Annotated in this window: 21 protein-coding genes; 8 read left to right on the top strand and 13 right to left on the bottom strand. The window is 65.6% G+C overall.

Annotation, left to right across the window (positions count from 1 at the left end):
• Positions 1-23: 23 nt before the first annotated feature.
• Entirely contained in the window at positions 24-425 is a 402-nt protein-coding gene (locus ACEOAB_RS20845) for an OsmC family protein (RefSeq protein ID WP_413751130.1), read from the top strand.
• 93 nt (positions 426-518) lie between these two features.
• The gene (lpxO, locus tag ACEOAB_RS20840) at positions 519-1,415 is read left to right on the top strand and encodes a lipid A hydroxylase LpxO (protein ID WP_413751129.1); all 897 of its coding nucleotides are present in this window, start codon (positions 519-521) and stop codon (positions 1,413-1,415) included.
• Here the strand turns inward: lpxO and ACEOAB_RS20835 are convergent, their stop codons facing one another.
• A complete protein-coding gene (locus ACEOAB_RS20835) occupies positions 1,416-2,330 on the bottom strand; it encodes a LysR family transcriptional regulator (RefSeq protein ID WP_495653846.1) in 915 nt (304 codons plus the stop codon).
• Positions 2,331-2,416: 86 nt separating this feature from the next.
• On the opposite strand from ACEOAB_RS20835, the gene ACEOAB_RS20830 reads away from it, so the two are divergent.
• The 3 genes from ACEOAB_RS20830 (at position 2,417) to ACEOAB_RS20820 (ending at position 3,919) form a co-directional block, all read left to right on the top strand.
• Positions 2,417-2,845 (top strand): GlcG/HbpS family heme-binding protein, encoded by a 429-nt coding sequence (locus ACEOAB_RS20830; protein ID WP_413751433.1) that lies wholly within the window; start codon positions 2,417-2,419, stop codon positions 2,843-2,845.
• Between the two features lie 215 nt (positions 2,846-3,060).
• On the top strand, positions 3,061-3,282 hold the full coding sequence (locus ACEOAB_RS20825; protein WP_495653091.1) for an oxidoreductase-like domain-containing protein: 222 nt from the start codon (positions 3,061-3,063) through the stop codon (positions 3,280-3,282).
• A 190-nt stretch (positions 3,283-3,472) separates the two neighbouring features.
• Entirely contained in the window at positions 3,473-3,919 is a 447-nt protein-coding gene (locus tag ACEOAB_RS20820; RefSeq protein ID WP_413749081.1) for an SRPBCC family protein, read from the top strand.
• 72 nt (positions 3,920-3,991) lie between these two features.
• Here the strand turns inward: ACEOAB_RS20820 and ACEOAB_RS20815 are convergent, their stop codons facing one another.
• The 5 genes from ACEOAB_RS20815 to ACEOAB_RS20795 form a co-directional block, all read right to left on the bottom strand.
• Positions 3,992-4,372: a cupin domain-containing protein gene (locus ACEOAB_RS20815; protein WP_413749082.1), complete on the bottom strand. Its 381-nt coding sequence runs from the start codon at positions 4,370-4,372 to the stop codon at positions 3,992-3,994.
• A 126-nt stretch (positions 4,373-4,498) separates the two neighbouring features.
• Positions 4,499-5,866 carry an HlyD family type I secretion periplasmic adaptor subunit gene (locus tag ACEOAB_RS20810; protein WP_056593449.1) on the bottom strand — a complete coding sequence of 456 codons (1,368 nt, stop codon included), beginning with the start codon at positions 5,864-5,866 and terminating at the stop codon, positions 4,499-4,501.
• Between the two features lie 44 nt (positions 5,867-5,910).
• Positions 5,911-7,635: a type I secretion system permease/ATPase gene (locus ACEOAB_RS20805; protein ID WP_413749083.1), complete on the bottom strand. Its 1,725-nt coding sequence runs from the start codon at positions 7,633-7,635 to the stop codon at positions 5,911-5,913.
• The gene (locus tag ACEOAB_RS20800; RefSeq protein ID WP_413749084.1) at positions 7,632-9,425 is read right to left on the bottom strand and encodes a type I secretion system permease/ATPase; all 1,794 of its coding nucleotides are present in this window, start codon (positions 9,423-9,425) and stop codon (positions 7,632-7,634) included. Before ACEOAB_RS20800 ends, ACEOAB_RS20805 begins: the two co-directional genes overlap by 4 nt.
• 90 nt (positions 9,426-9,515) lie before the next feature.
• Positions 9,516-13,196: a beta strand repeat-containing protein gene (locus tag ACEOAB_RS20795; RefSeq protein ID WP_413749085.1), complete on the bottom strand. Its 3,681-nt coding sequence runs from the start codon at positions 13,194-13,196 to the stop codon at positions 9,516-9,518.
• A 295-nt stretch (positions 13,197-13,491) separates the two neighbouring features.
• Between ACEOAB_RS20795 and ACEOAB_RS20790 the strand changes: the two genes are divergently transcribed.
• The gene (locus ACEOAB_RS20790) at positions 13,492-14,325 is read left to right on the top strand and encodes a helix-turn-helix transcriptional regulator (protein ID WP_413749086.1); all 834 of its coding nucleotides are present in this window, start codon (positions 13,492-13,494) and stop codon (positions 14,323-14,325) included.
• 11 nt (positions 14,326-14,336) lie between these two features.
• On the opposite strand, the gene ACEOAB_RS20785 is transcribed toward ACEOAB_RS20790, so the two are convergent.
• The 4 genes from ACEOAB_RS20785 to ACEOAB_RS20770 form a co-directional block, all read right to left on the bottom strand.
• On the bottom strand, positions 14,337-15,107 hold the full coding sequence (locus tag ACEOAB_RS20785; protein WP_413749087.1) for an ABC transporter permease: 771 nt from the start codon (positions 15,105-15,107) through the stop codon (positions 14,337-14,339).
• A gap of 10 nt (positions 15,108-15,117) precedes the next feature.
• A complete protein-coding gene (locus tag ACEOAB_RS20780) occupies positions 15,118-15,963 on the bottom strand; it encodes an ABC transporter ATP-binding protein (protein ID WP_413749088.1) in 846 nt (281 codons plus the stop codon).
• On the bottom strand, positions 15,963-16,997 hold the full coding sequence (locus ACEOAB_RS20775) for an ABC transporter substrate-binding protein (protein ID WP_413749089.1): 1,035 nt from the start codon (positions 16,995-16,997) through the stop codon (positions 15,963-15,965). Before ACEOAB_RS20775 ends, ACEOAB_RS20780 begins: the two co-directional genes overlap by 1 nt.
• Before the next feature lie 181 nt (positions 16,998-17,178).
• Positions 17,179-19,479 (bottom strand): NADP-dependent malic enzyme, encoded by a 2,301-nt coding sequence (locus tag ACEOAB_RS20770; protein ID WP_413749090.1) that lies wholly within the window; start codon positions 19,477-19,479, stop codon positions 17,179-17,181.
• A gap of 231 nt (positions 19,480-19,710) precedes the next feature.
• Between ACEOAB_RS20770 and ACEOAB_RS20765 the strand changes: the two genes are divergently transcribed.
• Positions 19,711-21,045, top strand: a complete 1,335-nt coding sequence (locus ACEOAB_RS20765; RefSeq protein ID WP_413749091.1) for an NAD(P)/FAD-dependent oxidoreductase — start codon at positions 19,711-19,713, stop codon at positions 21,043-21,045.
• A 110-nt stretch (positions 21,046-21,155) separates the two neighbouring features.
• On the opposite strand, the gene ACEOAB_RS20760 is transcribed toward ACEOAB_RS20765, so the two are convergent.
• The 3 genes from ACEOAB_RS20760 to gcl are packed head-to-tail and all read right to left on the bottom strand — an operon-like array spanning position 21,156 to position 24,688.
• The gene (locus ACEOAB_RS20760) at positions 21,156-22,064 is read right to left on the bottom strand and encodes a 2-hydroxy-3-oxopropionate reductase (RefSeq protein ID WP_056593422.1); all 909 of its coding nucleotides are present in this window, start codon (positions 22,062-22,064) and stop codon (positions 21,156-21,158) included.
• 23 nt (positions 22,065-22,087) lie between these two features.
• On the bottom strand, positions 22,088-22,873 hold the full coding sequence (gene hyi, locus ACEOAB_RS20755; RefSeq protein ID WP_413749092.1) for a hydroxypyruvate isomerase: 786 nt from the start codon (positions 22,871-22,873) through the stop codon (positions 22,088-22,090).
• Between the two features lie 24 nt (positions 22,874-22,897).
• On the bottom strand, positions 22,898-24,688 hold the full coding sequence (gcl, locus tag ACEOAB_RS20750; RefSeq protein ID WP_495653090.1) for a glyoxylate carboligase: 1,791 nt from the start codon (positions 24,686-24,688) through the stop codon (positions 22,898-22,900).
• Between the two features lie 111 nt (positions 24,689-24,799).
• Between gcl and ACEOAB_RS20745 the strand changes: the two genes are divergently transcribed.
• Positions 24,800-25,702, top strand: coding sequence for a LysR family transcriptional regulator (locus ACEOAB_RS20745; RefSeq protein WP_413749094.1), 903 nt, complete (start codon positions 24,800-24,802; stop codon positions 25,700-25,702).
• The last annotated feature ends 156 nt before the right edge of the window (positions 25,703-25,858 follow it).

Raw genomic sequence — 25,858 nt, 5'->3', positions numbered from 1 at the left:
ACACGCATCATTCAAGGACAGGCATGACCATTTCGATTCGCCGCGACGGCACCACCGGTACGCGCCACATCCTCAAGATCCGCAACCACGAGATTCCGGTCGACGCCTCGCCCGCGGGCGGCGGCAGCGACGCGGGCCCCGAGCCGCATGACCTGTACGACGCTTCGCTCGCCGCATGCAAGGCGCTCACGGTGCTGATCTACGCGCGCCGCAAGGGCATTCCGGTGGAAGACATCGAGGTCGTGGTCGACCGCGACGCCAGCGAAGAGCGCAAGGGCGTCTACCGCCTCAAGTCGGGCCTGCGCCTGAGCGGCGAGCTGAGCGAAGCGCAGCGCGACGAACTGCTGCGCGTGGCGGGCAAGTGCCCGGTGCACAAGCTCATGACCGAGGTGAAGACCGAGATCGAGACCGGCTGGGCGGACTGAGCGCCAGGTGCCGCACGGCCAAAAGGCGTGGTCAGGTCCGTTTTGGAGCAAGGATTTACACTAGCCGGTGCCGTTTACAGGACACTTTCAACAATGAAGTGGGTCATTCTTGCCATCTTCGCGCTCAGTGCGCTCTACGTTCATTTCCGCGGCCAGGTGCGGCATCGCTTCTTCAGGCAGCTCTCCGACCACTCGACCTTCCTCGCTCCGCTGAACGTCTTCATGTACCTTTTCTCGAAGGTGCCGGGTACACCGTACCTGTCGCCCGCGCAGTTCCCCGAGATGCGCGTGCTCGAAGAGAACTGGAAGGTCATTCGCGAGGAAGCGCTGGCCATGCGCAATGGCGGCAGCATCAAGGCGTCGAGCCAGTTCAACGACGTGGGTTTCAACTCCTTCTTCAAGAGCGGCTGGAAGCGCTTCTACCTGAAGTGGTACGACGAGGCGCACCCCTCGGCCGCCGTGCTGTGCCCGCGCACCACCGAGCTGCTGAAAGGCATCGGCACCATCAAGGCCGCCATGTTCGCCGAGCTGCCCCCGGGCAGCCGCCTGGTGCGCCACCGCGACCCGTTCGCCGGCTCGCTGCGCTACCACCTGGGCCTGTGGACGCCGGGCGTCGAAGGCTGCTACATCGACGTGGACGGCCAGCGCTACCACTGGCGCGACGGCGAGGCCGTGGTGTTCGACGAGACCTTCATCCACTACGCCGAGAACACGACCGACCACGACCGCGTGATCCTGTTCTGCGACATCGAGCGTCCGCTGAAGTACCGGTGGGCCAGCGCCGTGAACCGGTGGTTCGCGAAGAACCTGCTGGCCGCCGCCGCGTCGCCCAACGATGCCAGCGACAAGACCGGCGGCATCAACCGCGCCTTCAAGTACATCTATCAGATCCGCGTGATCGGCAAGCGCCTGAAGGCATGGGACAAGCGGGCGTACTACCTCGTGAAGTGGGCCATCTTCGGCGGCCTGGCGCTCTGGATCTTCTGGTAATCACGCAAGGCGCCCGGCGTGGGCGCCGACCATTTCCGCCAGCGCGTCGGCCACGGTCCTGACGCGCGGCGAGCGCCTCACGTCGGGGTGCACCACGCTCCACACCTCCCGCATCACAGGCCGGACTTCGCCCGGCACTTCGATAAGTGCGGCATCGTCGCGCGCCATGAAGTCCGGCAGCATCGCGAGGCCCAAGCCGCAGCGGCAAGCGTTGTGCAGGGCCGTGAGGTCGTTGCTGCGGAAGACGAAAGGACGCGTGCCGGCAAGCTCGATCAGCAACTGCTGGTGCGGCACGTTGCCGGGCGAATCGCTGTAGCCCAGAAAGCGCCAGGCAGCCTCCGCGCGCGTGAGCCACACCGGCGCTGCGTAGAGGCGGAAGGCCAATTCGCCGAGCTTGCGTGCGGCGAGGCCGGGCTCGGTCGGGCGCATGAAGCGGACCGCGATGTCCGCGTCGCGGCGCTGCAGGTTGGCGCTGCGGAGTTCGCCGACGATGTCGAGCGCGATGCCGGGCCACCGGTCAGCCTGCGCGGCCCACAGCGGCACGATAAAGTGCCTGGCAAAGGCCGGCGGCGCCGAGACGCGCACCGTGCCTTGGTCCGCCGTGTTCGCCGCGGCGACACGCGCGAAGGCGAGCACTTCCTGCTCGAGCCGCTCGGCGGGTGCGAGCAGCGCTTCACCTTCGTCCGTCAGCGCCCAGCTTCGCGGCAGGCGGTCGAAGAGGCGCACGCCGATGTGCGACTCCAATGCGCCGACGCGGCGCGCGACCGTCGAATGCTCCACGCGCAACTGCCGCGCGGCACCCGAGAGGCTGCCCTCGCGCGCCACGGCCACGAAGAAGCGAATGTCGTCCCACGCAAGGGACGCAAGGGAAGCGGGCGCGGAGGCATCGGGGCGGTGAGCTGGCGATTCGTGCACAACGGATGCGAAGTTTTGGGGAATGGCCAATCATTCTGCCCGCCGATATCGTCCTGTGCATCGTTCGTCACTTCACAGGATTCGCCATGAGCACCGCGCAACAAAGCTTCGTTTCCTACGGCCCGCCCGTCTCCCTCGACACCGCCCGGCGCGTGGCCGCGGCCGCCGAAGCCGAGGCGCGCGCCAACGGCTGGCCGATGGTCATCGCGGTGATGGACAGCGCCGCCAACCTCGTGGTGCTGCACAAGATGGACCACGCGCAGACCGGCAGCGTCGAGATCGCACAGGCCAAGGCGCGCAGCACCGTGCGCTTCAAGCGGCCGACGCGCGTGTTCGAAGAGGCACTGGCCGCGGGCGGGCTGAACCTGCGGCTTTTGGCCACCGAGGGCGCATGCCCGCTCGAAGGCGGCTTGCCGCTGATGCACCAAGGCTGCCTCGTCGGCGCCATCGGCGTCTCGGGCATGCAGTCGACGCAGGATGCGCAGGTGGCGGCCGTGGGCGCGGAGGCGCTCTGACCGCGCGATCCGCACGCGCTCATGGTGCGCGGCGATGCACCGTCGCTCGAACACGCGCTCACCAACCTGCGCGGGCGGGGCGCGGGGGCTGGGTCTTCACCTCGTGGCCCAGGTCACTCGGCTGCATCGCGGGCGGCTGACCATCGGGTCGAGCGAATCGGGCGGCGCGAAGATGGGGCTCGAGTTGAATCTGGATGTGTGAGAACCTCGCCGCCATGAATCTCATCGACCGGCTGCCCGAGCCCACGAACCTTGCCGGCGCGCAAGCGTTGATTGCCCGCGTGCAGGCGGTGCTCGATGCCCAGGGGATCGCCATGCGCGCGCCGCCGCCCGAGCCCACCACCTGCAGCGGCCGCGGCTGCAACGGCTGTGTGTGGGAGGGCTGGCTTGCCGCCGTGGCCTACTGGCGCGACGAGGCCTCGCTGCTGCTCGATTGAAGGCTCAGGCATGGCGCCTCTGGCCGCGGCAAGGGGCGCTCTCCCTGCCGGACAGGACATCGATCAGGCCGGTGCGCCGGAGGACTTTGCGGGTGTCCTACCCGGCCGGCAGATTTCCGCTGACGGTTACGAGTCCGCAATGCACCCACGATGGTTCCGACCAATGCGCAAGAGGTCGAACGAGAACGTCATGACAATTGCAGAACCCGACCTTTCCGCCCGCCCCATTCATTGCGTCGTCGAGCGCAGGATGGCCTGTGCCCCGCACGCGATCTTCCTGGCCTGGACGCAGCAATTCGATCGCTGGTTCGCCGCACCGGGCACCGTGTTGATGGCGCCGAAGGTGGACGCGCCGTTCTTCTTCGAAACCCGGCATGGCGAACAACGGCATCCCCACTATGGTCGATTCCTCCGCCTCATGCCCGATCGACTGGTCGAAGTCACGTGGTTGACCGGCGCAGGCGGCACCGAAGGCGCCGAGACGGTGGTCACTGTCGACATCGCGCCGAATGGTTCCGGGGCACTTGTCCGCCTGACGCATTCCGGCTTTCCGAACGAGGCCTCCATGCGGCGCCATGACGAGGCATGGAGGGCGGTACTGGAACACCAGGAAAACATGCTGTCGAGTGGCACTTGACAACTATTCATCGGGAACCGGCAGCGTCGCGGAAGCGAGGTAGAACATGCTCGCCAATACAACCACGTCGGGTCAGCTCTTGGGCTTTGCGTATTCCTCTGCGCTCATCACCTCGAGGCCGACGAACGAGTCGTTGCCTTCGACCCACGCGTCGTGACCCGGCGGAATGGTGTACGACATGCCTTCCTCGATGACGGTCTGCGAGCCGTCATTCATTTGCACGGTGATCCGCCCGGACACTGCGTACCCGACGTGAGCCACCTGGCAACTGTCCGTGCCCACGACCGGCTTGATGCATTTCGACCAGCGCCACCCGGGCTCGAACCTGAAGCGTCCGAGCGTGTAGCCCTCGAGACGGACCACTTCGACGCGGGTCTTGTCGGGCTGCCGAACCTCGTCCGGTTCGTCATGGGATTTCGTCTGAAGCTTGCTGACGTTCATTGGACTTGCCATCGCGACTCTCCTTGCACGAGCGAGCAACTGGTTCGCGGCAGCCTCGTGCCAAGCCGCACGTGAACGATTGAACAGTAGTCCAGGGCCACCTGTGCGGTGACCCGGAAGCCGTGTTTTCTTTACTGGTCATTCTTCCTTCATGGAGGCTGCGACGCGCTTGGTGAGCGGGTGCAGGAGGTAGACGAGCAGCGAGCGTTCCCCCGTCTTGAAGACCACCTCGACCGGCATACCCGGCTGCAGCGAGCGTTTGCCCAGCTTCCTCAGGCCCTCCTGCGTCACCGCCACCCGCGCGAGGAAATAGCTCGTGTTGGTCTGTGGGTCCGTCAATAGATCGCCGGATACCGAAACCAGCCGGCCCTGCACCACGAGCTGCGGAGAATGGGCAAACGTCGAGAAACGCACGTCCACCGGTATGCCGGCGTGGACGCGGTCGATCAGATGGGGTGGCACTCTTGTTTCAAGCAGCAAGGGCTCGTTGGCAGGCACCACATCCATCAGCTTTTGCCCCGGCGCGATCACGCCGCCCACGGTCTGCGCCACCAGCGCCACCACCTGGCCCGAAGCGGGCGAGCGGATCTCGGTGCGGCCCAGTTCGTCCCGCAAGGCGAGGAACTTCTCGAAGTCTCCAAGCACCTCGCGGCTGACTTCCGCCTGCTGCGTCTCCACTTCCTTGTGGTACTCCTGCTGCCTGGCGATGGCACGCTGGCGAAGCTCCGCGACCGACCGCCGGGCCCGGCCCATGTTGCCGATGAGCTCGGCAATGAAGGTGCTCGATTCCGCTGCCTGGCGTTCCATCTCCAGCTGGCGAGTGCGCGGGACATAGCCTTCGGCAACCATCTTGCGTGTCTGGGTCAGTTCCTCGTCGAGAAGCGAAAGCTGGGTTCGGCGGCTGCTCAACATGCTCGCGTAGGCTTGGGACAACGCTTGCTGGCCCTGGATGTTCTCTTCGATCGATTGCAGGTCGGCGCGCAAGGCGGCGCGGCGCGACCTGAGCAATTGCTCCTGGTTGAACATCTGTTGCCGGATCAGCGGGTCCGTGGCAGCCGCCTGCAAGTCCGGATGGAATTCGATGATGTCCTGTCCCCCCTGCTCGGCCAGCAGGCGGCCTTGTATGGCGCGAAACCCCAGGTAGCGCTGCCGCACGGTTTCGAAGCTCGCCCTGGCCGCGGCGTCGTCGAGCTTGAACAGCAACTGGCCTTCCTGGACTTGATCGCCTTCGCCGACCCGCACCTCCTTGAGGATGCCTCCGATCTGGTGCTGGACCGCCTTGCGCTTCGTGTCGATGGCGACCTGCCCCTGGCTCGGCACGCCCTCGTCCAGCGGAGCAAATGCGGCCCACAGCAGAAACCCGCCGAACCCTGCGACCAAGGCCCATGCGCCGATTCGCCCTGCGCGTCCAAGCTCGTTTCCGAGTCCATTGGCATCTTGCGATCGATCGTCCTCGATCGGCGAGGGGACGGAACTCACGTCTCTGAGAAGATTCGGTTTGGCCATTTGGAACTCCCTGCGAGATGAATCGAGGACAGGACGGCGCCGGATCAGGCCGACTGCACCAAGGCCGCCGGTCGCACGTCGGGCCGAGGGCGACGAAAAGACGCGAGCACGGCATCGCGTGGTCCGTCCGCCGTCAATTCGCCATCGCCCAGAACCATGAGGCGGTCGGCCACGGCCACCGCGCCCTGACGGTGGGTCACCAGGAACACTGTTGTCCCCTTGGCCTTCAGCTCCCGTATGGCTCGCAGCAGCGCTGCTTCCCCGGCATCGTCCAGATTGGCATTCGGCTCGTCCAGAACAATGAGCGATGGGGCGCCATAGAGCGCCCGGGCCAGCCCGATGCGCTGCCTCTGTCCCCCGGAAAGCAGGCGCCCCGCGTCCCCGATGGGGGTGTCGTAGCCTTTGGGAAAGCGCAGGATCGTCTCGTGCAGGCCGGCGCTGGATGCCGCCTCGATGACCTTGCGCGAATCGACCTCGCCGAGCCGCGCGATGTTCTCGGCAATGGAGCCCCCGAACAATTCGACGTCCTGCGGCAAATAGCCAAGATGCGGGCCCAGCTCGAGGCGATTCCAGCCCCGGACCGGCACGCCGTCGAGCAGCACCGCGCCACGGGACGCCGTCCAGATTCCGACCATCACCTTCACCAGCGTGGACTTGCCCGAGCCGGAAGGTCCCAACACCGCGACCACGGTTCCCGCGGGGACCGCGAATGAAATGTTCTTCAGGATCGGGGCCATGCGCCCTGCGGCCTCCGCAAAGACGCCTTGCAGGCTGATCTCGCCGGTGGGCGCGGCTCGGGCAGGGACAGGCGCCTGCTCGGGGAAGTCGGCCAGCAGTTTCTCAAGACGTTCGAGTGCGGCACGGCAGGAGACAAACCCTCGCCACGCGCCGAGCAGCTGGTCGATGGGCGCGAGGGCACGGCCCATCAGCACATTCGCCGCAATCATGGCGCCTGCCGACAACTGGCCATCGATCACCAGCAGCGCGCCCGCCCCCAGCGCGAGCGACTGTTGGCTGTAGCGTATGAATTTGCTCCAGCCGGCGACGCGATTGACAAAGCCGTGCGCGGACGCGCTCTTGTCCATGCAGGCCGCGTGCTGGCGATTCCAGCGCTCTTGCAGGTTGGTGACCATGCCCATCGATTCGAGCACCTCGATGTTCCGAAGCTTGCTCTGCAGGTCGCTCATCGTCTCGCTCGCGGCTTTCAGGGCCGCTTCCGATGGCGCGACGGTCTTCCTCTGGCCGAACCAGGCCAGTGCGGCCTGGACCAGGGCGAACCCAAGCGCCAGGACGCCGAGCCAGGGATGAAGAAAGAAGATCACCGCGATGTAGATCGGCGCCCAAGGTGCATCGAAGAGCGCAAAGACGCCCAGGCCGGTCAGGAACTGGCGGATCTGGTTCAGGTCTGCGAACGGCCTGGACGCTGTGGATGCCGACTGGCCGAGGTAGGCCTGAAAGCTCCCGTTGAACACCCGGGTGCTCAGTTGCCGGTCGAAGCGCAGGCTGGCCCGCACCAGCAGGCGCGAGCGCAGCCATTCCGACAAGGCCAGCGCACAGAAAAGGAACATCGTGATCAAGGAAACCGCGAGCAGGGTCAGTTCGCTTTGACTGGCCAGCACGCGGTCGAACAGCTGCAGCATGTAGATGGTCGGCGCGAGCATGAGCAGATTGGTCAGGAAGCTCAGCATTCCGACCAGCAGGAACTCCCTGCGGAAACCCCAGAGCGCGCGCCCCAGTTCGCTGCGGTTGAAGAGCGGAGGTTTCTTCATGGCAGTGGACTCGCCTGAAGCGCGGCGCTCGCAGCGGTTGCGGCATCGCGCGGCTTCGGTACGGGGCTGTTGGCCGCCTTGCGCATCCGGTCCACCGCCTGCTCGCCGGCTTGCCGCAGCGCAGCCAGGACCTCGTCGCGTGCGCCGAATGCCTGCATTGCGCCGTCGCACAGCACCAGCATCTTGTCCGCCACGGCCAGCACGCTGGTGCGGTGCGTCATGACGACGAATGTCGTGCCGCGCGCCTTGAGCTTCGAAATGACAGCCGCCAATGCGGCGTCGCCGGCGTCGTCGAGGCTCGAATTCGGTTCATCGAGCACCACCAGCGCGGGCTCGCCGTAGATCGCGCGTGCCAATGCGACCCGCTGCCGCTGCCCGCCCGACAGCACGGTCCCTTCGGGGCCGATCGGGCTGTCGTAGCCCAGCGGAAGGCTCGCGATGCAGGCGTGCAGGTCGACGGCCAAGGCTGCCGCTTCGACCTTCGCGGGCCGCACCTCCCCGAAGCGCGCGATGTTCTCGGCCACCGTGCCCTCGAGCAGTTCCACGTCCTGGGGCAGATAGCCGATGTGCGGGCCGAGTTCGCTCTTGTCCCACGCGAACACGTCTGCGCCGTCCAGCCGCACCTTGCCGCTCGTCGCGGGCCAAAGGCCGACGATCAGGCGTGCCAGGGTCGTCTTCCCCGCGGCAGAAGGACCCACGACGGCAAGCACCTCGCCGGGCACCAGGCCGAAGGCCACGTTCTTCAGAATGGCCGGACCGCTGCCCGGAGCGCCGGCAACGAGGCTTTCGACTTGCAGCGCGCCTTTGGGCGGCGGCAAGGACATCGTGTCCGGTCTTTGGGCGATGACGCCCAACAGGCTGTTCAGGCGCTGCCATGCATCGCAGGCATTCACCACCGCGCGCCATTGCGTCACGAGCTGCACCAGCGGCGCCAGGGCCCGGCCGCCGAGGATCGAGCCGACGACCATCATTCCGGCGCCGCCGTTGAGCTGGTTCTTCAGCAGCAGCCAGGCACCCAGGCCGAGCAGCAGGGAACCCATGGCGACCTGCAGGAACTTGCTGACGGCCTGATAGGCCCCGGCACGGTCCGAAGCGATGGCCTCGCGCTGCAGGAAGTCGCGTCGCTTGCCCATCCAGCGGCGATGGACGTCCGGCAGCATGCCCATCGACTCGATGACCTGCGAGTTTCGGAGCGCGGCGTCCGCATACTGCTGCGCTTCGATCGCGCTGCGATTGGCCGACACCAGCGGCGGCCGCGTGCTCCGGTCGTTGATCCACCCGACGAACACCTGCAGCAGCGAGCCCACGACGGCCGACAGGCCCAGCACAGGGCTGATGGCGAACATCAGCCCCACGAAGACCAGCGAAACCGGCGCTTCCATCAACGCCAGCAACGGCGGTGAATACAGGAACTCCCGCAAGGTTCGAAGGTCATTGAGCGGCTGCACGGTCCCGCCCGGCAGCCGCTTGAGACCCGCTTCGAAGATGGCGCAGAACACGCGGTCCCGCATCTTCCGATCCAGTTTCTGCCCGGCCTGGTACATCACCTCCGCGCGTGCCCAGTCGAGTATTTCCATCAGGCAGTAAGCGGCCAGGACCAGCAATGTCAGCATGGCCAGCGTGAGCGTGCTGCGGCTGTTCACCACTCGCCCATACACCTCCAGCATGTACCCGCTCGGAGCCAGCAGCAAAAGGCCGGAGCAAACACTGAACCAGGCCGCCCGCACGAAGTAGGCGCGGAGCGTTGTCACCGCCTGCCGCAATTCGCCAGACTTTTCCTGAGGCTTCATACCACCTCGCAGGTTCGACATCAGTACGCCTGAGCACAGGCCAGGTGAGAAGGGGGCGGCATTTCTGCTGCCCCCTTGCGCCAGGACTCGCTACGCAATCGCTTCCGTTTGCTGGGTCGTGCCTATCAGGTTGGCCACGCCGTCGATCTCCAGGTGGACATCGAAGTTGAAGCCCGCGAAGTCGGCATCGCCATCGATCACCTGACCCACGAAGTTCAGGTCCACGTCCGAATTGATCGTCGTCGATGTGATCACATCGATCTTGATGATCTTGAACACATCGTTGTCCGCCGTATCGGCATAGTTCGAGCCGGTCGCGGTCAGATTCACCGTGTTATGCCCGGTTAGGCTGATGCCCGTGCCGGTGATTTCTTCGGTGCTGCTCAGGACCTGCACGCCCGTGATCTGGTAGTTGGCGCTGTCGTAGTCGTCCTCGCCGATGCTGACCACCTTCAAGCCTCCTCCGGCCGATTGATAGTCCGCCGCGGAGTTGGCGACCAGGAGCCTGGTCGTGGTGGTGTTGTCCGACGCCTTGAACAGCTTCAGCAGAACAACCACATCCTCGCCGTCCGTGATCTGGTCGATCGTGATGTTGATCGCGTCGGCGTAGGCCGTGTCCGTACCGACGATGGCCGCCCCTGGGCGCTGCGGTGGACTCGTCAGATTGGGGTTGCTCACCGGATTCGACTTGTAGAAGTCGAAGTTCAGCAACTCGCCGGATTGGACGGTATCGGAGTTCACGCCGAGGGTGTTGGTTGCGACGTTGACGAAACCGGCACTCTCGCTGGTGAAGGTTTCACCCGCCGCAAACGCGTGATTGTTGCCCGCCAACAGATCGCTGGAGTCGCTCGGAGGCGTGGACGCCCTGGCCGAAAGCACGCCGAAGAAGTCGTTGCTGTATTTCTGGACCACGATCTCCGGCGAGTTGTTGCCTTCCGTGTCGTAGTTGAAGGATGCCAGCGGCGCACTCGTGGAGAACGTCGTTTGTCCTCCGAAGACCTGATCCAGGTCGAAGGAGAAGGTGCCGTCCGTCTTGTTGAAGACGACCGTGCCCGTTGCCGCCTGCGTCGTCGTCGACGTCGGCCCGGGGTAGTAGTTGAAGCCGAACTTGTAGGTGACCGTCGTGGCGTCTTCGGCGAAGTGCGAGACGGTTGCATCGGTGATGGGCCGCCCGCCGCCGGTCGTTCCGGTCAGGCTGTTCAGCACGATGCCGTCGGTCGACGCGTTGTCCACGTCGTCGGCGCCAACGGAGATGTTGTAGGTCCCCGCAATGGGCTGGGCGTTGTTCGTTCCGTTGAGGTCGGAGATGGAGGTCACCGTCGGGCCGTCGTCGTCGAACTTGATGTTGGCGCCGATATTGAGCACCTTGGAATCGGTCGCGGTATCGCCATCACCGTCGGTGAGCGTCACGGCATTGGTCAGGGTGATCAACGTGTCGACCAGCGTGGCCTGCTGGGCCGCGTAATTCGACGAAGAACCCGGCAGCGCGTGGTCGATCTCGGCAAACTGCTGCAGCGTCACCGAACCGGTCCCGCTCACCGTGAGGTCGAAGATGGTGTTGGCCGCCGTGATGCCGGCCGCGGTGGCGGAGGACGATCCGACGACCGTCGTGCCAATCAGGTACAGCTTGATGCTTGCACCGTCGCTCGAGAGCCCCGAAGCTCCCCCTTGCGTTGCCACGCCGAGCGCATAGGTCGATGTGGTGCTGCCCGCTCCATCGGCGCCATAGCTGCTCGACGTCACGCCGAAGGCCGTCGAGAAGTTCTGGGTGGCGGAGTCGGTGGCCGCTGCGATGGTCTGGGCGTCCTGGGTATTGAGCAGCGCCGTGTCGGTGGGCGTTGCCAGCACGATCGTCGGGCCGTCGTCGTCGAACTTGATGTTCGCGCCGATGTTGAGCACCTTGGAATCGGTGGCGGTGTCGCCATCGCGATCGGTGAGCGTCACGGAATCGGTCAGGGTGACCAGATCGTCGGCCAGCGTGGCCTGCTGCGCCGCGTAGTTCGATGAAGCACCCGGCAGCGCGTGGTCGATTTCGGCGAACTGCTGCAGCGTGACCGAACCGGTTGTGCTCACGGCCAGGTCGAAGATGGTATTGGCCGCTGCGACGCCGGCCTCGGTGGCGGAAGTCGAACCGATGACCTTGCCGCCCAGCAGGTACAGGTAGATGGTCGCGCCATCGCTCTTGAGTCCGGAATCTCCCCCTTGCGTCTTCACGCCGAGCGCGAAGCTCGAGTCGGTCGTTCCCGCCCCGTCGGTGCCGAAGCTGCTCGAAGTCGTGCCGAAGGCGGTCGCGAAGTTCTGGGTGGCGGAGTCGGTGTTGGTTCCGATGGTGTCGGCGTCCTGCGTGTTGAGCAGCGCGGTGTCGGTGGGCGTCGCCAGCACGATGGACGGGCCGTCGTCCTCGAAGTTCATCATGGAGCCGACTTCTGCCGTTGCATTGGAAACCTGCAGCAGCCGGAAACCCCCGATGTCGAAGTCGGCGTGGGTGTTGCCCGAGGCATTGAGGGCCGCCCCGTTTTCGACGAGTACGCGGTTGTGGTCCGCCGAGGTCGTGTATTCGATCGAGTAGCCGGCCTTGACGCCGGTGATCATCGCGACGCCGTTGGTGATGCTGATGGCGATGGTCGAACTCTGTCCGCCCTCGGTGCCGCCCGAGAAGGTTTCGAGAACCGCTCCGGTGACGGAGTCGAGCACGCGCACGCTCGTGATCGAAATCATCGCGTCGTTCGCATAGCCGTCGATGAAGCTGTTGCCGGACTCGACTGCCGTGCTGTATGCGGTGACCTTGACCTGGGCACTCTTTCCGCTTTGCAACTGCACGACGTCGAAATCGGCGGTCCTGGCTCCGAACATGCCGGTGAAGTCGATGTTCGACTCCAGATCGGCCTCGTTCTGGTCCAGGTTCGGAATGGTGACATCCGCCCTGGCGCCGGTCACGAACGTGAAGCGGATGCCTTCCTGCTCGGTGATCATCTGGCTGTTGGTGCCGAACGTGGTCGGCCCGCCGGCCTGGCTGGTGTTGATCGTGTCGCCGGTCGTGATGTTGATGTCGTCGGCGGTGCTGTTGGGGTTGGGGCCTGACTGATTTGCCGGGTCCTTGCCCGTCGCGATGATCGACACGTCGGAAATCCGGCCGTTGACGATCGTCGGGTTGTCTTTCGTGAACATCAGGAACAGGTTCTGGCCGGATGGCGCGTTTGCGAGGTTGAACTCCGTATCCTGGCTGACGCTGACGAAGACCTTGTTCAGGAGGTTGACCGCATCGTCGGGATTGGTCGCATCGGGGTTCGCTATCGCTTCATACTGGACCATCCACATCTTGGCGCCGGTCACCGGGGTTCCCGTCTCCTCCAGGTAGGCGGCGAACACGACGACATTGAGGGCCGTCTTTCCGTAAACGATGTTGTTGTTGGTCGGATCGGTGTACAGGAAGATGTCTTCGCCGTCAGCGGTGTTGAGACCGCTGTCGAAGCCATTGAGCGGAGCGCCGTTCGCGTCCGTGAAGGAGATATCGGTGACTGTGCCGGATATGCTGAACGTGAATGCGTTGGTGCCGGTATTGGTCCCGTTATAGCCGCTCAAGGCGGCGTTGATGGCGGTGCCGACACTTTGGGCCGCCAGGCGGCTGCTGAAGGCCGTCGGCAGCGAGCTTGCGGAGATGTCATTGTCGTTACTGTCGCCGGCAGGAGCGGGAGTAGCGGCAAGGTTCTGCAAATTGGCGGATTCGTCCAGAGTGACGGTCGAGCCGGCCGTCAGATTTAGCGCGGGCATAAACACTCCTCGGTTTGGAAAAAAATGCCGACAGGTCGATGCACCCGATCGATGCGCATTCGCTGGCAATCAGTCAGGTCCATGTATCAGCAGGGAGGGATGCTGAACCGCGAGGCGGCGCGCTGTCCATAGGATAAAAGTTGTCACCCAAAGGATGACGCGCTGTGTCGGGCGTGCGCCCGTCATGCCCCTAACCTTTTGATACCTTGCGAGGGCCGCGGACCTATCTGCACGATGACGCGGTCTTTATCATTACCTCCCGGATACCTCCAAAACAAGCGCTTCGGAGGAAGCCATGGCAGAAGCCCCACAGTCGTCTGCTGGGCTGGAACCTGTGTGGAACGTAGATTCGCGGCCGTTCACGCAAGACTTCCGCCCGCTGTCGCCATTTGCACCACCCGCGCTGTGGACATCGAGCTGTTTTCAGCCAGCTTGCCTGGAGATTCCATCTCCTGCGCCGTACCCTGCGGTCGAAAGCCGTGTTCCGGTTCTCGTCGCAACCTGCCTGGGCCGCGCATCGACGCTGTTCGGGCTGGTCCTGTTGGCCTCGAGGCACTCGGCCGGACGGATGTACCGGATCGAGCACGCGGAAATGAACAGCATCTCCGAGCTGGAAGCGCGCTGCCTGCAGCAGGCGCCCCGTCTGCTGCTGGTGGACATCGCGTTGATTGCGCCGGAAAGAGTCAACAAATTGGACGATCTGCGCCGACGCTTTCCCGCCACCGACTGGCTCCTCGGCTGGGAGGAGCCCTCAATGCTCGGGCTGGATGCAGCGATCCGAAGTCAGGCGCGCGGCTGCGTCGAGTGGGCCGCGAGCGCAGAGCAGTTCGCGCAATCGCTGGATGCCGTGCTGGCAGGCACCCTGGGCTTCCCGGGGCCGGTGTTGCAGGCACTTTATCTGTCCGTGCTGCGATTGAAGGCATCCGGCGGGCGGCCGGCGTCCTGTGCGATATCGCCTGCAATGACACTGACCGCACGAGAGAACGAGGTGCTGTCGCTGATGTACCGTGACATGACCAACAAGCAGATCGCCGAGCGACTCGGCATCAGTGTCAACACGGTCAAGAAGCACCTCGCCCATGTGTTCGCGAAGCAGGGGCAGCACAGCCGACGCTGGCACCTCGCCTGATCCGGCGCGGCCTACTGGTTCTGCGACCCGCGGTGTGCCCAGCCTGTGGTGTGCTTCTCGATCACGCTGAACAGTTCGTACATCAGCATGGCCATCGCGCCCACCACCATCAGGCCCGCAAAGGCCAGGCCCATCTGCATGGCCGAGCCGGCCGAGATCAGCAGGTAGCCGATGCCTTCGTTGGCCGCCGTCATCTCGCTCACCGTGGTGCCCACGAAGGCCAGCGTGATGGCGACCTTCAGCGAGCCGAAGAAGTACGGCATGGAGCGCGGCAGGCCGATCTTCATGAGCACGTCCCAGCGCTTGGCGCCCAGCACGCGCAGCACGTCTTCCAGCTCGGGCTCGAGCGTGGCGAGGCCGGTCGCGATGTTCACCATGATCGGGAAGAAGCTGATCAAAAAGGCCGTGAGGATCGCCGGCCCCGCGCCGATGCCGAACCACACCACGAGGATGGGCACGAAGGCCGCCTTGGGCAGCGCGTTGAAGGCCGTCATCAGCGGGTAGATCGCCGCATACGCGATGCGCGAGCTGCCGATCACGAAGCCCAGCAGCACGCCCACCACGATCGCCAGGCCGAAGCCCGCCATCGTGACCCAGAAGGTGCGCCACGCGTGGCCCGCGATGATTTCCTTGAATTCCCAGAACTGGCTCCAGATGCGCAGCGGGCTCGGAAAGATGAAGTCCGAAACCTCGAAGCCCGCGCAGATCACCTGCCACAGCAGGATCACCGTCACGAGCAGCAGCCATGGCGACCAGCGTTCGATTTGCTTGGTGTTCTTCATGGCGCGTTCCTCAGTGCGCCGCCGCCGTGGCGCCGGCGGCATTGCCGCGGATCGCGCCGATGTGCCCGCGCAGCTCCAGCACGATGTCGGTGAACTCCTTGGTGTAGGTGAGTTCGAGCTCGCGCGGACGCGGCAGCTCGATGTTGCGCTTCACCACGAAGCGCCCCGGGCTCTTGCTCATCACGTACACGGTGTCGGCCAGGAACACCGATTCGCGCAGGTCGTGCGTCACCAGGATCACGTTGAACTGCTGCTCGGTCCAGAGGTCGCGCAGGATGCACCACAGCTCTTCGCGCGTGAAGGCATCGAGCGCGCCGAAGGGCTCGTCGAGCAGCAGCATCTTGGGCTCGTGGATGAGTGCGCGGCAGATGCTCGCGCGCTGCTGCATGCCGCCCGAGAGCTGCCACGGAAACTTGTCTTCATAGCCCGCGAGGCCCACCTTCTGCAGCAGCTTGCGTGCGCGCTCGACGTACTCCTTGCGCTTGGCCTTGAAGTTCGAGCGGTAGGGCTCGACGATCTCCAGCGGCAGCAGCACGTTGTCGACCGTGGTGCGCCACGGCAGCAGCGACGGCGCCTGGAAGGCCATGCCCGAGATCTTCAGCGGCCCGGTCACGTTCTGTCCGTCGATGCGGATCTTGCCCATTGACGGCATCTTCAGCCCGGTCGTGAGCTTCATGAAGGTCGACTTGCCGCAACCCGAGGGGCCGACGATGGCGATGAACTCGCCGCGCTTGACCTTCAGATCGATGGCCTCGACCGCGAAGTGGTTGGCGCGAAGAAGCTCCTCGTTGTAGGCGAGCCAGACGTCCTGGAAGTCGACGAAGGGTGCGGTCGCGTCCTGCGATGCGTCCACCATCACTTCTTCGACAGGATGTTCAGTTCGGCCGCCGGCGGCAGCAGCGAGGCGGTCCACACCGCGTCGGGACTCACGCGCGTCTTGGTGCCGAACGCGTCCGACACCTGCGAGGCCATCAGCGACATGCGGCCCGCGTTGACCGTGCCGAAGCCTTCGGCGCGCGCGTCGGCGCTGTTGATGACGGTGTCGATGGCCAGCTGCAGGCGGCGCGTTTCGAGCTTGCTGTCGATGATGCCGTCGCGCGCCTTCACCGATTCGATGGCCACGGCCGGGTTGGCGACGACTTCCTTCGCGCCCTTGGCAAAGGCCGAGAGGAATTTCTTCACCGCTTCCGGGTTCTCCTTGATGAGCTTGGGCGACGCGATGATCACGTTGCCGTACAGCTTCACGCCGTAGTCGGGGTAGGGCAGCACGACGATGTCGGCTGCCTTGGCGCCGCGCGCCTCGAGGTTGAGCAGCGAGGTGAAGGTGAAGCCGGTGATGGCGTCGATGTCGCCGCGCATCAGCATGGTCTCGCGCAGCGTCGGGTCCATGGCGGTCCAGTTGACGGGACCGATGTTGTTGGCCTTCGCGAAGATCGGGAAGGCGCGGCGGCCGGCATCGAACACCGGCGCGCCGAGCTTCTTGCCGGCGAGGTCGGCGGGCTTGGTGATGCCGCTCTTCTTGAGCGCCATGACCGAGGCCGGCGTGTTGTTGTAGACCATCATCACCGCGACCGGCTTGTTGGGGCTGTCGGGGTTGTTGGCGTGGAACTCCATCAGCGCCGCGAGGTCGGCAAAGCCCATGTCGTAGGCGCCCGAGGCCACGCGCGTGACGGTGCCGCCCGAGCCGTTGCCCGCGTCGATGCTCACGTCGAGCCCGGCGGCCTTGAAGTAGCCCTTGGCGGCGGGATGCAGGAACAGCGCGGCCGGTCCTTCGAAGCGCCAGTCGAGCTGGAACTTGATCGGCGTCGGGCTCTGGGCAAGGGCCGGTGAGAGGCCGAAGCTGAGGGCCGAAGCGGCGAGGAAGGACTGGAGCAGTTGGCGCTTGTTCATGCGGTATCCGTGATGTGAATGCTTCGGCATTCAAGCAAAAACGGTGCCCGCACGCGATTGGTGCGAACCCTCCCGGTGGATCGATGCGGTGCGCCATCTGCACCTCCCAAATGCAAAAACGCGGCATTGCCGCGTTTTTGGCACCGAAGGCGGGCAGTTCGCCCGCCGGATGGCCCGGTGGTTACTTGTCGACGGTCACTTTCGCCACCGCCAGCGCCGTCATGTTGATGATGCGGCGCACCGTCGACGACGGCGTGAGCACGTGCGCCGAGCTCGCGGCGCCCAGCAGCACCGGGCCGACCGTGATGCCGTTGGCACCGGTCATCTTCAGCACGTTGTAGAGGATGTGCGCCGAATCGAGGTTCGGGCACACCAGCAGGTTGGCTTCGCCGCTCAGCGTGGTCTCGGGCAGGGCGGTGCGGCGGACGTCTTCCGACAGCGCCGCGTCGCCGTGCATCTCGCCGTCGCATTCGATGTCGGGCGCCAACTGCGCGAACAGGTCGCGCGCCAGCCGCATCTTGCGGGCCGAGGCGCGGCTGGAGGTGCCGTAGTTCGAGTGCGACAGGAAGGCCACCTTCGGCGGCAGGCCGAAGCGGCGCACTTCCTCGGCGGCCATCACCGCGATGCTCGCCAGCATCTCGGCGCTCGGGTCTTCGTTCACGTTGGTGTCGGTGATGAAGATCGTGCCCTTGTCGAGCGTCAGCGCGTTCAGCGTGGCGAAGCCGGGCGCGTCGCGCTTCAGGCCGATCAGGTTGCGGATGTGCTCCAGGTGCACGTCGAAGCGCCCGACCAGGCCGCAGATCATCGCGTCGGCGTCGCCCAGGTGCAGCATCAGCGCGGCGATGGTGGTGTTCGAGCGGCGCACCATGGTCTTGGCGGCCTCCGGCGTCACGCCGCGGCGGCCCATGATCTTGTGGAAGCTCTCCCAGTAGGTGCGGAAGCGCGGATCGTCCTCGGGGTTGACGATCTCGAAGTCGGTGCCCGCGCGGATGTGCAGGCCCGCCTTCTTGATGCGCGCCTCGATCACGGCAGGGCGGCCCACCAGGATCGGCTGGGCCACGCCTTCGTCCACCGCCCACTGCGCGGCGCGCAGCACGCGCTCGTCTTCGCCTTCCGCGTAGGCCACGCGCTTGGCGGTGGCGATCTTGGCGGCGCTGAACACCGGGCGCATGAACATGCCGGTCTGGTAGACGAAGCGCGTCAGGTGCTGGCGGTAGGCGTCCATGTCCTCGATCGGGCGCGTCGCGACACCCGAGGCGGCGGCGGCCTTGGCCACGGCCGGCGCGATGCGCAGGATCAGGCGCGAGTCGAAGGGCTTCGGAATGATGTAGTCGGGGCCGAAGGCCAGCTCCTGGCCGGCGTAGGCGGTGGCCACTTCCTCGCTGATGTCGGCCTTGGTCAGCTCGGCGATCTCGCGCACGCAGGCCAGCTTCATCTCTTCGGTGATCTTGCTGGCGCCGCAGTCGAGCGCGCCGCGGAAGATGTACGGGAAGCACAGCACGTTGTTGACCTGGTTCGGGTAGTCCGAACGGCCCGTGGCGATGATGCAGTCCGGCCGCACGGCCTTGGCCAGCTCGGGGCGGATCTCGGGCTCGGGGTTGGCCAGCGCCAGGATGATGGGCTGCGTGCCCATGGTCTTGACCATCTCGGCGCTCATGACGCCGGGGGCCGAGCAGCCCAGGAACACATCGGCGTCCTTCACCACGTCGGCCAAGGTGCGGGCACCGGTGTCTTTCTGGGCGTAGCGCGCCTTGGATTCGTCGAAACCGCCCGCGCGGCCCATGTAGATCAGGCCCTTGGAGTCGCAGGCGTGGATGTTGGCCGGCTTGGCGCCCAGGCCGACCATCACGTCGAGGCAGGCGATGGCTGCGGCGCCCGCGCCCGAGACGGCGATTTTCACGTCCTCGATCTTCTTGCCGACCAGCTCCAGCCCGTTGAGGAGGGCTGCGGCCGAGATGATGGCCGTGCCGTGCTGGTCGTCGTGGAACACCGGGATGTTCATGCGCTCGCGCAGCTTCCTCTCGATGTAGAAGCACTCGGGCGCCTTGATGTCCTCGAGGTTGATGCCGCCCAGCGTGGGCTCCAGCGCCGCGATGATCTCGACCAGCTTGTCGGGGTCGCGCTCGGCCAGCTCGATGTCGAACACGTCGATGCCGGCGAATTTCTTGAACAGGCAGCCCTTGCCTTCCATCACCGGCTTGGCGGCCAGCGGGCCGATGTCGCCCAGGCCGAGCACGGCGGTGCCGTTGGTGATGACGCCCACCAGGTTGCCGCGCGCCGTGTATTCGGAGGCCGTGGCGGGGTCTGCGGCGATGTCGAGACACGGATAGGCCACGCCCGGCGAATAGGCCAGCGACAGGTCGCGCTGGTTCAGCAGGGGCTTGGTCGGGGTGATCGAGATCTTGCCCTTGACGGGTGAGCGGTGGTATTCGCGCGCTGCCTCGCGAAGTGCTTCTTCTGCGGGGGAAAGGGGTGCAGCCATGAAAGTCTCCTTGTTTCTGACGGGCAATGAGGCTACCGCAAAAGCGCGGCCCCTTTGTACAGGGGGAATGCCGAAAACGCCTGAATCCATATCTTCGGCGTGATGGAGTTGGCCGGCCGGTTGGCTAAACTGCGCGATCGTTACCTGCGGGGGCTCACGGCTTGCGATTGGCTGGTGCTGGCCCCGGGGTAGCGCCAACAGCGATAAAACCACAACGAGGGGCAACAACGCATGACATCAGGACCTTTCACCGGCAACGACCCCGATGTCGTGGTCATTGGCGGGGGCCCTTCGGGCTCCACTGTGGCCGCCTTGCTCGCGGACAAGGGCCACGACGTGGTGCTGATCGAGAAGGCGCAGCATCCGCGCTTTCACATCGGCGAGTCGCTGCTGCCGATGAACATGCCGCTGTTCGACCGGCTGGGCGTGCGCACAGAGGTCGAGGCCATCGGCATTCGCAAGCACGGCGCCGAGTTCGTTTCGCCCTGGCACGACCACAGCAGCCACTTCAACTTCGGCGAGGCGATGGACAAGAGCTTTCCGTACGCGGTGCACGTGCGCCGCTCGGAGTTCGACGAGCTGCTGTTCCGCCACGCCGCCGCGCGCGGCGCACGCACCTTCGAGGGCCGGCGCGTCACCGGCGTGGACATGGACGCCGACACCGGCGGCGAGAAGCGCCCGCTGGTCAAGGTCAAGGCCGACGACGGCACCGAAACCACCTGGCGCCCGCGTTTCGTGATCGACGCCAGCGGGCGCGACACCCTGCTGTCGAACCAGTTCGACGCGAAGCAGCGCAACCGCAAGCACGCCAGCGCGGCCCTGTACGGCCACTTCGCCAACGCCGAGCGCCGGCCGGGCCGCTTCGAGGGCAACATCACGCTGTTCTGGTTCGACCACGGCTGGTTCTGGTACATCCCGCTGAAGGACGGTACCGTGAGCGTTGGCGCAGTGGCTTCGCCGGCCTACTTCAAGCGCCGCAAGGGCTCGCTCGAAGAGTTCCTGATGGAAACCATCGCGCTCGCGCCCAAGCTGGCCGCGCGCCTGAAGAACGCCACGCTGATGGAAGGCGCCACCTCCACCGGCAACTACGCCTACGACTCCAAGTTCTGCCGCGGCGACCGCTTCATGATGGTGGGCGACGCCTATGCCTTCGTCGACCCGATGTTCTCCTCGGGCGTGTACCTGGCGATGAACAGCGGCTTCGAGGCCGCCACCGCGGCCGACCACTGGCTCAAGGGCGAGGCGAAGGAGGCCGAGAAGGCCTTCCGCCACTACGAGAAGGTGATGAAGCGCGGACCCAGGATGTTCTCGTGGTTCATCTACCGCATCACCTCGCCGGCCATCCGCCGCCTGTTCATGAACCCGCGCAACGTCTGGCGCATGCAGGAGGCGATGCTGTCCATCCTGGCCGGCGACCTGTTCCGCGACACGCCCATCGGGCCGCGCTTCTGGGGCTTCAAGGTGACCTACTACGCGTCGTGCCTCGGCATCCTGCCGCAGGCCTTCAAGACCTGGGCATGGCGCCGACGCAACCTGAAAGAGTCGCTCGAAGCCGCCAAGACCTGATTCTTTCCGAGGAACACCGCGGAACCGGCTTTGCCGGGCCGCAGGTGTTGCCCCCGGCGAGGGGGAAGGAGAAGCGACACGAAGTGCGCGAAGCCTGGGGGAGTGCCTGGTCAGTCCGGGGTCACCGTGTGCTGCGCGAGCGCTTCGAGCGCGCGCACCAGCGCCGAGTGGTCCAGCTGGCCGTAGCCCATGGCCGCACAGGCGTTCATCAGCTGCGCCGCGTTCGCCGTCTGCGGCAGCGCCACGCCCAGCGAGCGCGCGCTCTGCATCGCGAGGTTCAGGTCCTTCTGGTGCAGCGCGATGCGAAAGCCCGGCGCGAAGGTGCGCTTGATCATCCGCTCGCCGTGCACTTCGAGGATGCGCGAGCTGGCGAAGCCGCCCATCAGCGCCTGCCGCACCTTGGCGGGATCGGCGCCGGCTTTGGAGGCGAACACCAGTGCCTCGCCCACGGCCGCGATGTTCAGCGCCACGATGATCTGGTTGGCCACCTTGCAGACCTGGCCGTCGCCCGCGCCGCCCACCAGCGTCACGTTCTTGCCCATCCTGTCGAGCAGCGGCTTCACGCGCTCGAAGGTGCCTTCGTCGCCGCCGCACATGATCGTGAGGCTGGCGGCCTTGGCGCCCACTTCGCCGCCCGAGACCGGCGCGTCGATGTAGCCGGCGCCGAGCGCGACGATGCGTTTGGCGAAGCCCTTGGTGGCAATCGGGTCGATGGAGCTGCAGTCCACCACGATCTTGCCGCGCGAATCCTTCAGGCCTTCGGCCACGCCGTGCGTTCCCGGCTCGCCGAACAGCACCTTTTCCACGTCGGGCGTGTCGGGCACCATGATGAAGATCACGTCGGCCTGGCGCGCCACTTCGGCTGCCGAGGCGCAGATTGTGGCCTTCGAGATGAAGGGCTCGGGCGTGTTGCCCTGCGTGTTCACGAACAGCTGATAGCCCGCGTCGAGCAGGTGGCCCGCCATGGGCGCGCCCATGATGCCGAGGCCGATGAATCCGATTTTTTGCTGGGTTGTCATGTCTCTGTTTCCTTGTTCGATGCTTATTGCTGTTGGGTGAGCGCCTGGCGCCATCCCAGGCCTTCGACCGTGGAGGCGCGGGGCTTGTATTCGCACCCGATCCAGCCGTCGTAGCCGAGCGAATCGATGTGCCGGAAGAGCCACGGGTAGTTGATCTCGCCCGTGCCCGGCTCGCCGCGGCCCGGGTTGTCGGCCAGCTGGATGTGGCCGATGCGCGCCAGCTGCTTCGTGAGCGTGTTGCCCAGTTCGCCTTCCATGCGCTGCGCGTGGTAGATGTCGTACTGCACGCGCAGGTTGGCCGAACCGACTTCGTCGATCAGCGCCAGCGCCTGGTCGGTGCGTGTGAGGAAGAAGCCCGGAATGTCGAAGGTGTTGATGGGCTCGATCAGCAGGCGCAGGTCGGCCGTTTCGAGTTCGCGTGCGGCGAGGCGCAGGTTCGCGACCACCGTCTTGTGCGCGGCCTCGGTGGTCACGCCCGCGGGCACCTTGCCGACGAGGCAGTTGACCTGCGGGCAGCCGAGCGCCGTCGCGTAGTCGATCGCCATGGCGATGCCTTCGGCGAACTCGCCCGTGCGGTCGGGGTGGCAGGCGATGCCGCGCTCGCCCTTGTCCCAGTCGCCGGCGGGCAGGTTGTGCAGCACCTGCTGCAGGCCGTTGTCGCGCAGGGCGGCAGCGAGTTCCTTCTTCTCGAAGGGGTAGGGGAAGAGGTACTCCACGCCTTCGAAACCCGCCTTGGCGGCGGCCTCGAAGCGTTGCATGAAGGGAAGCTCGGTGAAGAGCATCGTGAGGTTGGCTGCGAACTTGGGCATGTCGGTTCCCTTCTTTCTTTCTCTTCAATCGAGCAGGGCCGCGACGGCAGTCGGCGCATCGGCCAGCGTCTCGGCCAGCGGCTCGAACTCGGTGATGTTGTCGATCTCGGTGCCCATCGCGATGTTGGTCACGCGCTCCAGCATCACCTCGATCACCACCGGCACGCTGAACTCCGCCATCAGCGCTTCGGCGCGGCGGATGGCCGGTGCGATCTCTTCCTGCCTGTTCACGCGGATCGCCTTGCAGCCCAGGCCTTCGACCACTTTGAGGTGGTCCACGCCGTAGCTGCTCTCGATGCCGGCGTCCGGGCCGGCGTTGATGTTGTCGAACGCGAGCTGCACGCAGTAGTCCATCTCGAAGCCGCGCTGCGCCTGGCGGATCAGGCCGAGGTAGGAGTTGTTGACCACGATGTGGATGTACGGCAGCTTGAACTGCGCACCCACGGCCAGCTCCTCGATCATGAACTGGAAGTCGTAGTCGCCCGAGAGCGCGACGATCTTGCGCGTCGGGGCGGCGGCGCGCACGCCGAGCGCGGCCGGAATGGTCCAGCCCAGCGGGCCGGCCTGGCCGCAGTTGATCCAGTGGCGCGGGTTGTACACGTGCAGGAACTGCGCGGCCGCGATCTGCGAGAGCCCGATGGTGCTCACGTAGCAGGTGTCGTTGCTGAAGTTGTTGTTCATGCACTGGTACACGCGCTGCGGCTTCATCGGCACGTCGTCGAAGTTGGTCTTGCGCAGCATGGTCTTCTTGCGCTCGATGCATTGCCTGGCCCAGTCGCGGCGGTCGGGCAGGCGGCCTGCGGCCTTCATTTCCTCGGCCACTTCGACGAACAACTGCAGCGCGGCCTTGGCGTCCGAGACGATGCCGAAGTCGGGCGTGAACACGCGGCCGATCTGCGTGGGCTCGATGTCCACGTGCACGAACTTGCGCCCCTTGGTGTAGACATCGACCGAGCCCGTGTGGCGGTTGGCCCAGCGGTTGCCGATGCCGAGCACGAAGTCGCTCGCGAGCATCGTCGCGTTGCCGTAGCGGTGGCTGGTCTGCAGGCCGCACATGCCGGCCATCAGCGGGTGGTCGTCGGGAATCGCGCCCCAGGCCATCAGCGTGGGAATCACCGGCACGCCGGTGGCTTCGGCGAAGCGCACCAGCAGGTCGGACGCATCGGCGTTGATGACGCCGCCGCCGGCCACGATCAACGGGCGCTCCGCCGCGTTGAGCATCGTGATGGCCTTCTCGATCTGCGCGCGCGTGGCGGCGGGCTTGTAGGGCTTGAGCGGTTCGTAGCTGTCGATGTCGAACTCGATTTGCGCCATCTGCACGTCGAAGGGCAGGTCGATCAGCACCGGGCCCGGACGGCCCGAGCGCATCAGGTGGAAGGCCTGCTGGAACACCTGCGGCACCTGGCCCGGCTCGCGCACCGTGACCGACCACTTGGTGACGGGCTTGGAGATCGACTCGATGTCGACCGCCTGGAAGTCTTCCTTGTAGAGCCGTGCGCGCGGCGCCTGGCCGGTGATGCAGAGGATGGGAATCGAATCCGCCCAGGCCGAGTACAGGCCCGTGATCATGTCCGTGCCCGCCGGGCCCGAGGTGCCGATGCACACGCCGATGTTGCCGGCCACGGCCCGCGTGTAGCCCTCGGCCATGTGCGAGGCGCCCTCGACATGGCGCGCGAGGATGTGCGCGATGCTGCCGCGCTGGCGCAGCGCCGAATACATCGGGTTGATCGCCGCACCCGGCACGCCGAAGGCCTGCGTCACGCCTTCCTTCTCCATCACCAGAACCGCGGCCTGGACCGCTGTCATCTTTGCCATCTAAGTCTCCTTTGGGATGCGCTCACTGTAGGAAGCGGGGCGAATTCCAAGAAGACGGCTGCGGACCATATAACCTATTCCAGGTTGGAATAAGTGACTACCATCCGGCCCATGGACAGATTGCTTGCAATGGAAATGTTCGTTCGCGTGGTCGAGACCGGCAGCTTCTCGAAGGCCGCGCGCGAGTTCAACACCACCCAGCCCACCGTGACCAAGCAGATCGCCGCCACCGAGGAGCGGCTGAAGGTGCGGCTGCTCAACCGCAACACGCGCGGCGTGAGCCTCACCGAGCCGGGCGCGCTCTACTACGAGAAATGCAAGACCATCGTGCGCGAGGCCGAGGAGGCCGACAGCATCGTGCAATTGCTGCAGAACCAGGCGCAGGGGCTGTTGCGCGTGGGCACGTCGGTGGCGTTCGGGCGGCGCGTGGTGGTGCCGCTGGCGCTCGAATACATGAGCCGGCATCCGCAGGTCCAGCTCGACCTGAGCTTCGAGGACCGCTACGTGGACCTGATTGCGCAGGGCATCGACGTCGCGATCCGCATGGGCAAGCTGGCCGATTCGTCATTGGGCGCGCGCTACCTGGGCGTCAATCCTTGGGCGATGGTGGCGTCGCCGGCCTACCTGAAGAAGCACGGCACGCCCAAGCGCGCGCAGGACTTGAGCGCGCATGTGGCGCTGATCTACAGCAGCGTGGTGGGCGACGAGTTCTGGCGCATGCACACGCCCAGGGGCGAGCCGGTCACGGTGCCGGTGTCGGGCCGTTTCCGCTCGAACAACCTCTCGGCCGTGCTGGCCGCGGCGCGCGACGGGCTGGGCATTGCGCTGATGCCGCGCTACGTGGCCAGCGACTCGCTCGCCACGGGCAAGGTGCGCGAAGTGCTTGGCGACCATGCGCTGCCCGAGCAGGAGATTCATGCCGTCTTTCCTTCGCCCAAATTGGTGCCGGGCAAGGTGTCGGGCTTTGTTGCCTTCCTGCAAGGGCGCTTCGACGAAGGATGGTGGGCGAGCTGAGGCGTTGTTTCGCGGGCTGTTCAGGGCGCGTGCACAGGCCACCGGGTACTCCCCTCCGCGAATGTCCCCCGGCCTTCGGCCTCCTCCTTTATTTCGCTGCGGGGAGCACCCGGTGCCCTGAGCACTGGACGCGCTGCTGGTGTACAGCCGATCAAC

Source organism: Variovorax sp. Varisp53 (genome assembly GCF_059491555.1).
The sequence above is the reverse complement of the archived record's forward strand: the minus strand, read 5'-3'. Positions and strand labels throughout refer to the sequence as shown.

Excerpts from the sequence above, each read along its gene's own strand:
- ACEOAB_RS20845 (WP_413751130.1), top strand. The coding sequence starts at position 24 with ATGACCATTTCGATTCGCCGCGACGGCACCACCGGTACGCGCCACATC.
- lpxO (WP_413751129.1), top strand. The coding sequence starts at position 519 with ATGAAGTGGGTCATTCTTGCCATCTTCGCGCTCAGTGCGCTCTACGTT.
- ACEOAB_RS20830 (WP_413751433.1), top strand. The coding sequence starts at position 2,417 with ATGAGCACCGCGCAACAAAGCTTCGTTTCCTACGGCCCGCCCGTCTCC.
- ACEOAB_RS20825 (WP_495653091.1), top strand. The coding sequence starts at position 3,061 with ATGAATCTCATCGACCGGCTGCCCGAGCCCACGAACCTTGCCGGCGCG.
- ACEOAB_RS20820 (WP_413749081.1), top strand. The coding sequence starts at position 3,473 with ATGACAATTGCAGAACCCGACCTTTCCGCCCGCCCCATTCATTGCGTC.
- ACEOAB_RS20815 (WP_413749082.1), bottom strand. The coding sequence starts at position 4,372 with ATGGCAAGTCCAATGAACGTCAGCAAGCTTCAGACGAAATCCCATGAC.
- ACEOAB_RS20810 (WP_056593449.1), bottom strand. The coding sequence starts at position 5,866 with ATGGCCAAACCGAATCTTCTCAGAGACGTGAGTTCCGTCCCCTCGCCG.
- ACEOAB_RS20805 (WP_413749083.1), bottom strand. The coding sequence starts at position 7,635 with ATGAAGAAACCTCCGCTCTTCAACCGCAGCGAACTGGGGCGCGCGCTC.
- ACEOAB_RS20800 (WP_413749084.1), bottom strand. The coding sequence starts at position 9,425 with ATGAAGCCTCAGGAAAAGTCTGGCGAATTGCGGCAGGCGGTGACAACG.
- ACEOAB_RS20795 (WP_413749085.1), bottom strand. The coding sequence starts at position 13,196 with ATGCCCGCGCTAAATCTGACGGCCGGCTCGACCGTCACTCTGGACGAA.
- ACEOAB_RS20790 (WP_413749086.1), top strand. The coding sequence starts at position 13,492 with ATGGCAGAAGCCCCACAGTCGTCTGCTGGGCTGGAACCTGTGTGGAAC.
- ACEOAB_RS20785 (WP_413749087.1), bottom strand. The coding sequence starts at position 15,107 with ATGAAGAACACCAAGCAAATCGAACGCTGGTCGCCATGGCTGCTGCTC.
- ACEOAB_RS20780 (WP_413749088.1), bottom strand. The coding sequence starts at position 15,963 with ATGGTGGACGCATCGCAGGACGCGACCGCACCCTTCGTCGACTTCCAG.
- ACEOAB_RS20775 (WP_413749089.1), bottom strand. The coding sequence starts at position 16,997 with ATGAACAAGCGCCAACTGCTCCAGTCCTTCCTCGCCGCTTCGGCCCTC.
- ACEOAB_RS20770 (WP_413749090.1), bottom strand. The coding sequence starts at position 19,479 with ATGGCTGCACCCCTTTCCCCCGCAGAAGAAGCACTTCGCGAGGCAGCG.
- ACEOAB_RS20765 (WP_413749091.1), top strand. The coding sequence starts at position 19,711 with ATGACATCAGGACCTTTCACCGGCAACGACCCCGATGTCGTGGTCATT.
- ACEOAB_RS20760 (WP_056593422.1), bottom strand. The coding sequence starts at position 22,064 with ATGACAACCCAGCAAAAAATCGGATTCATCGGCCTCGGCATCATGGGC.
- hyi (WP_413749092.1), bottom strand. The coding sequence starts at position 22,873 with ATGCCCAAGTTCGCAGCCAACCTCACGATGCTCTTCACCGAGCTTCCC.
- gcl (WP_495653090.1), bottom strand. The coding sequence starts at position 24,688 with ATGGCAAAGATGACAGCGGTCCAGGCCGCGGTTCTGGTGATGGAGAAG.
- ACEOAB_RS20745 (WP_413749094.1), top strand. The coding sequence starts at position 24,800 with ATGGACAGATTGCTTGCAATGGAAATGTTCGTTCGCGTGGTCGAGACC.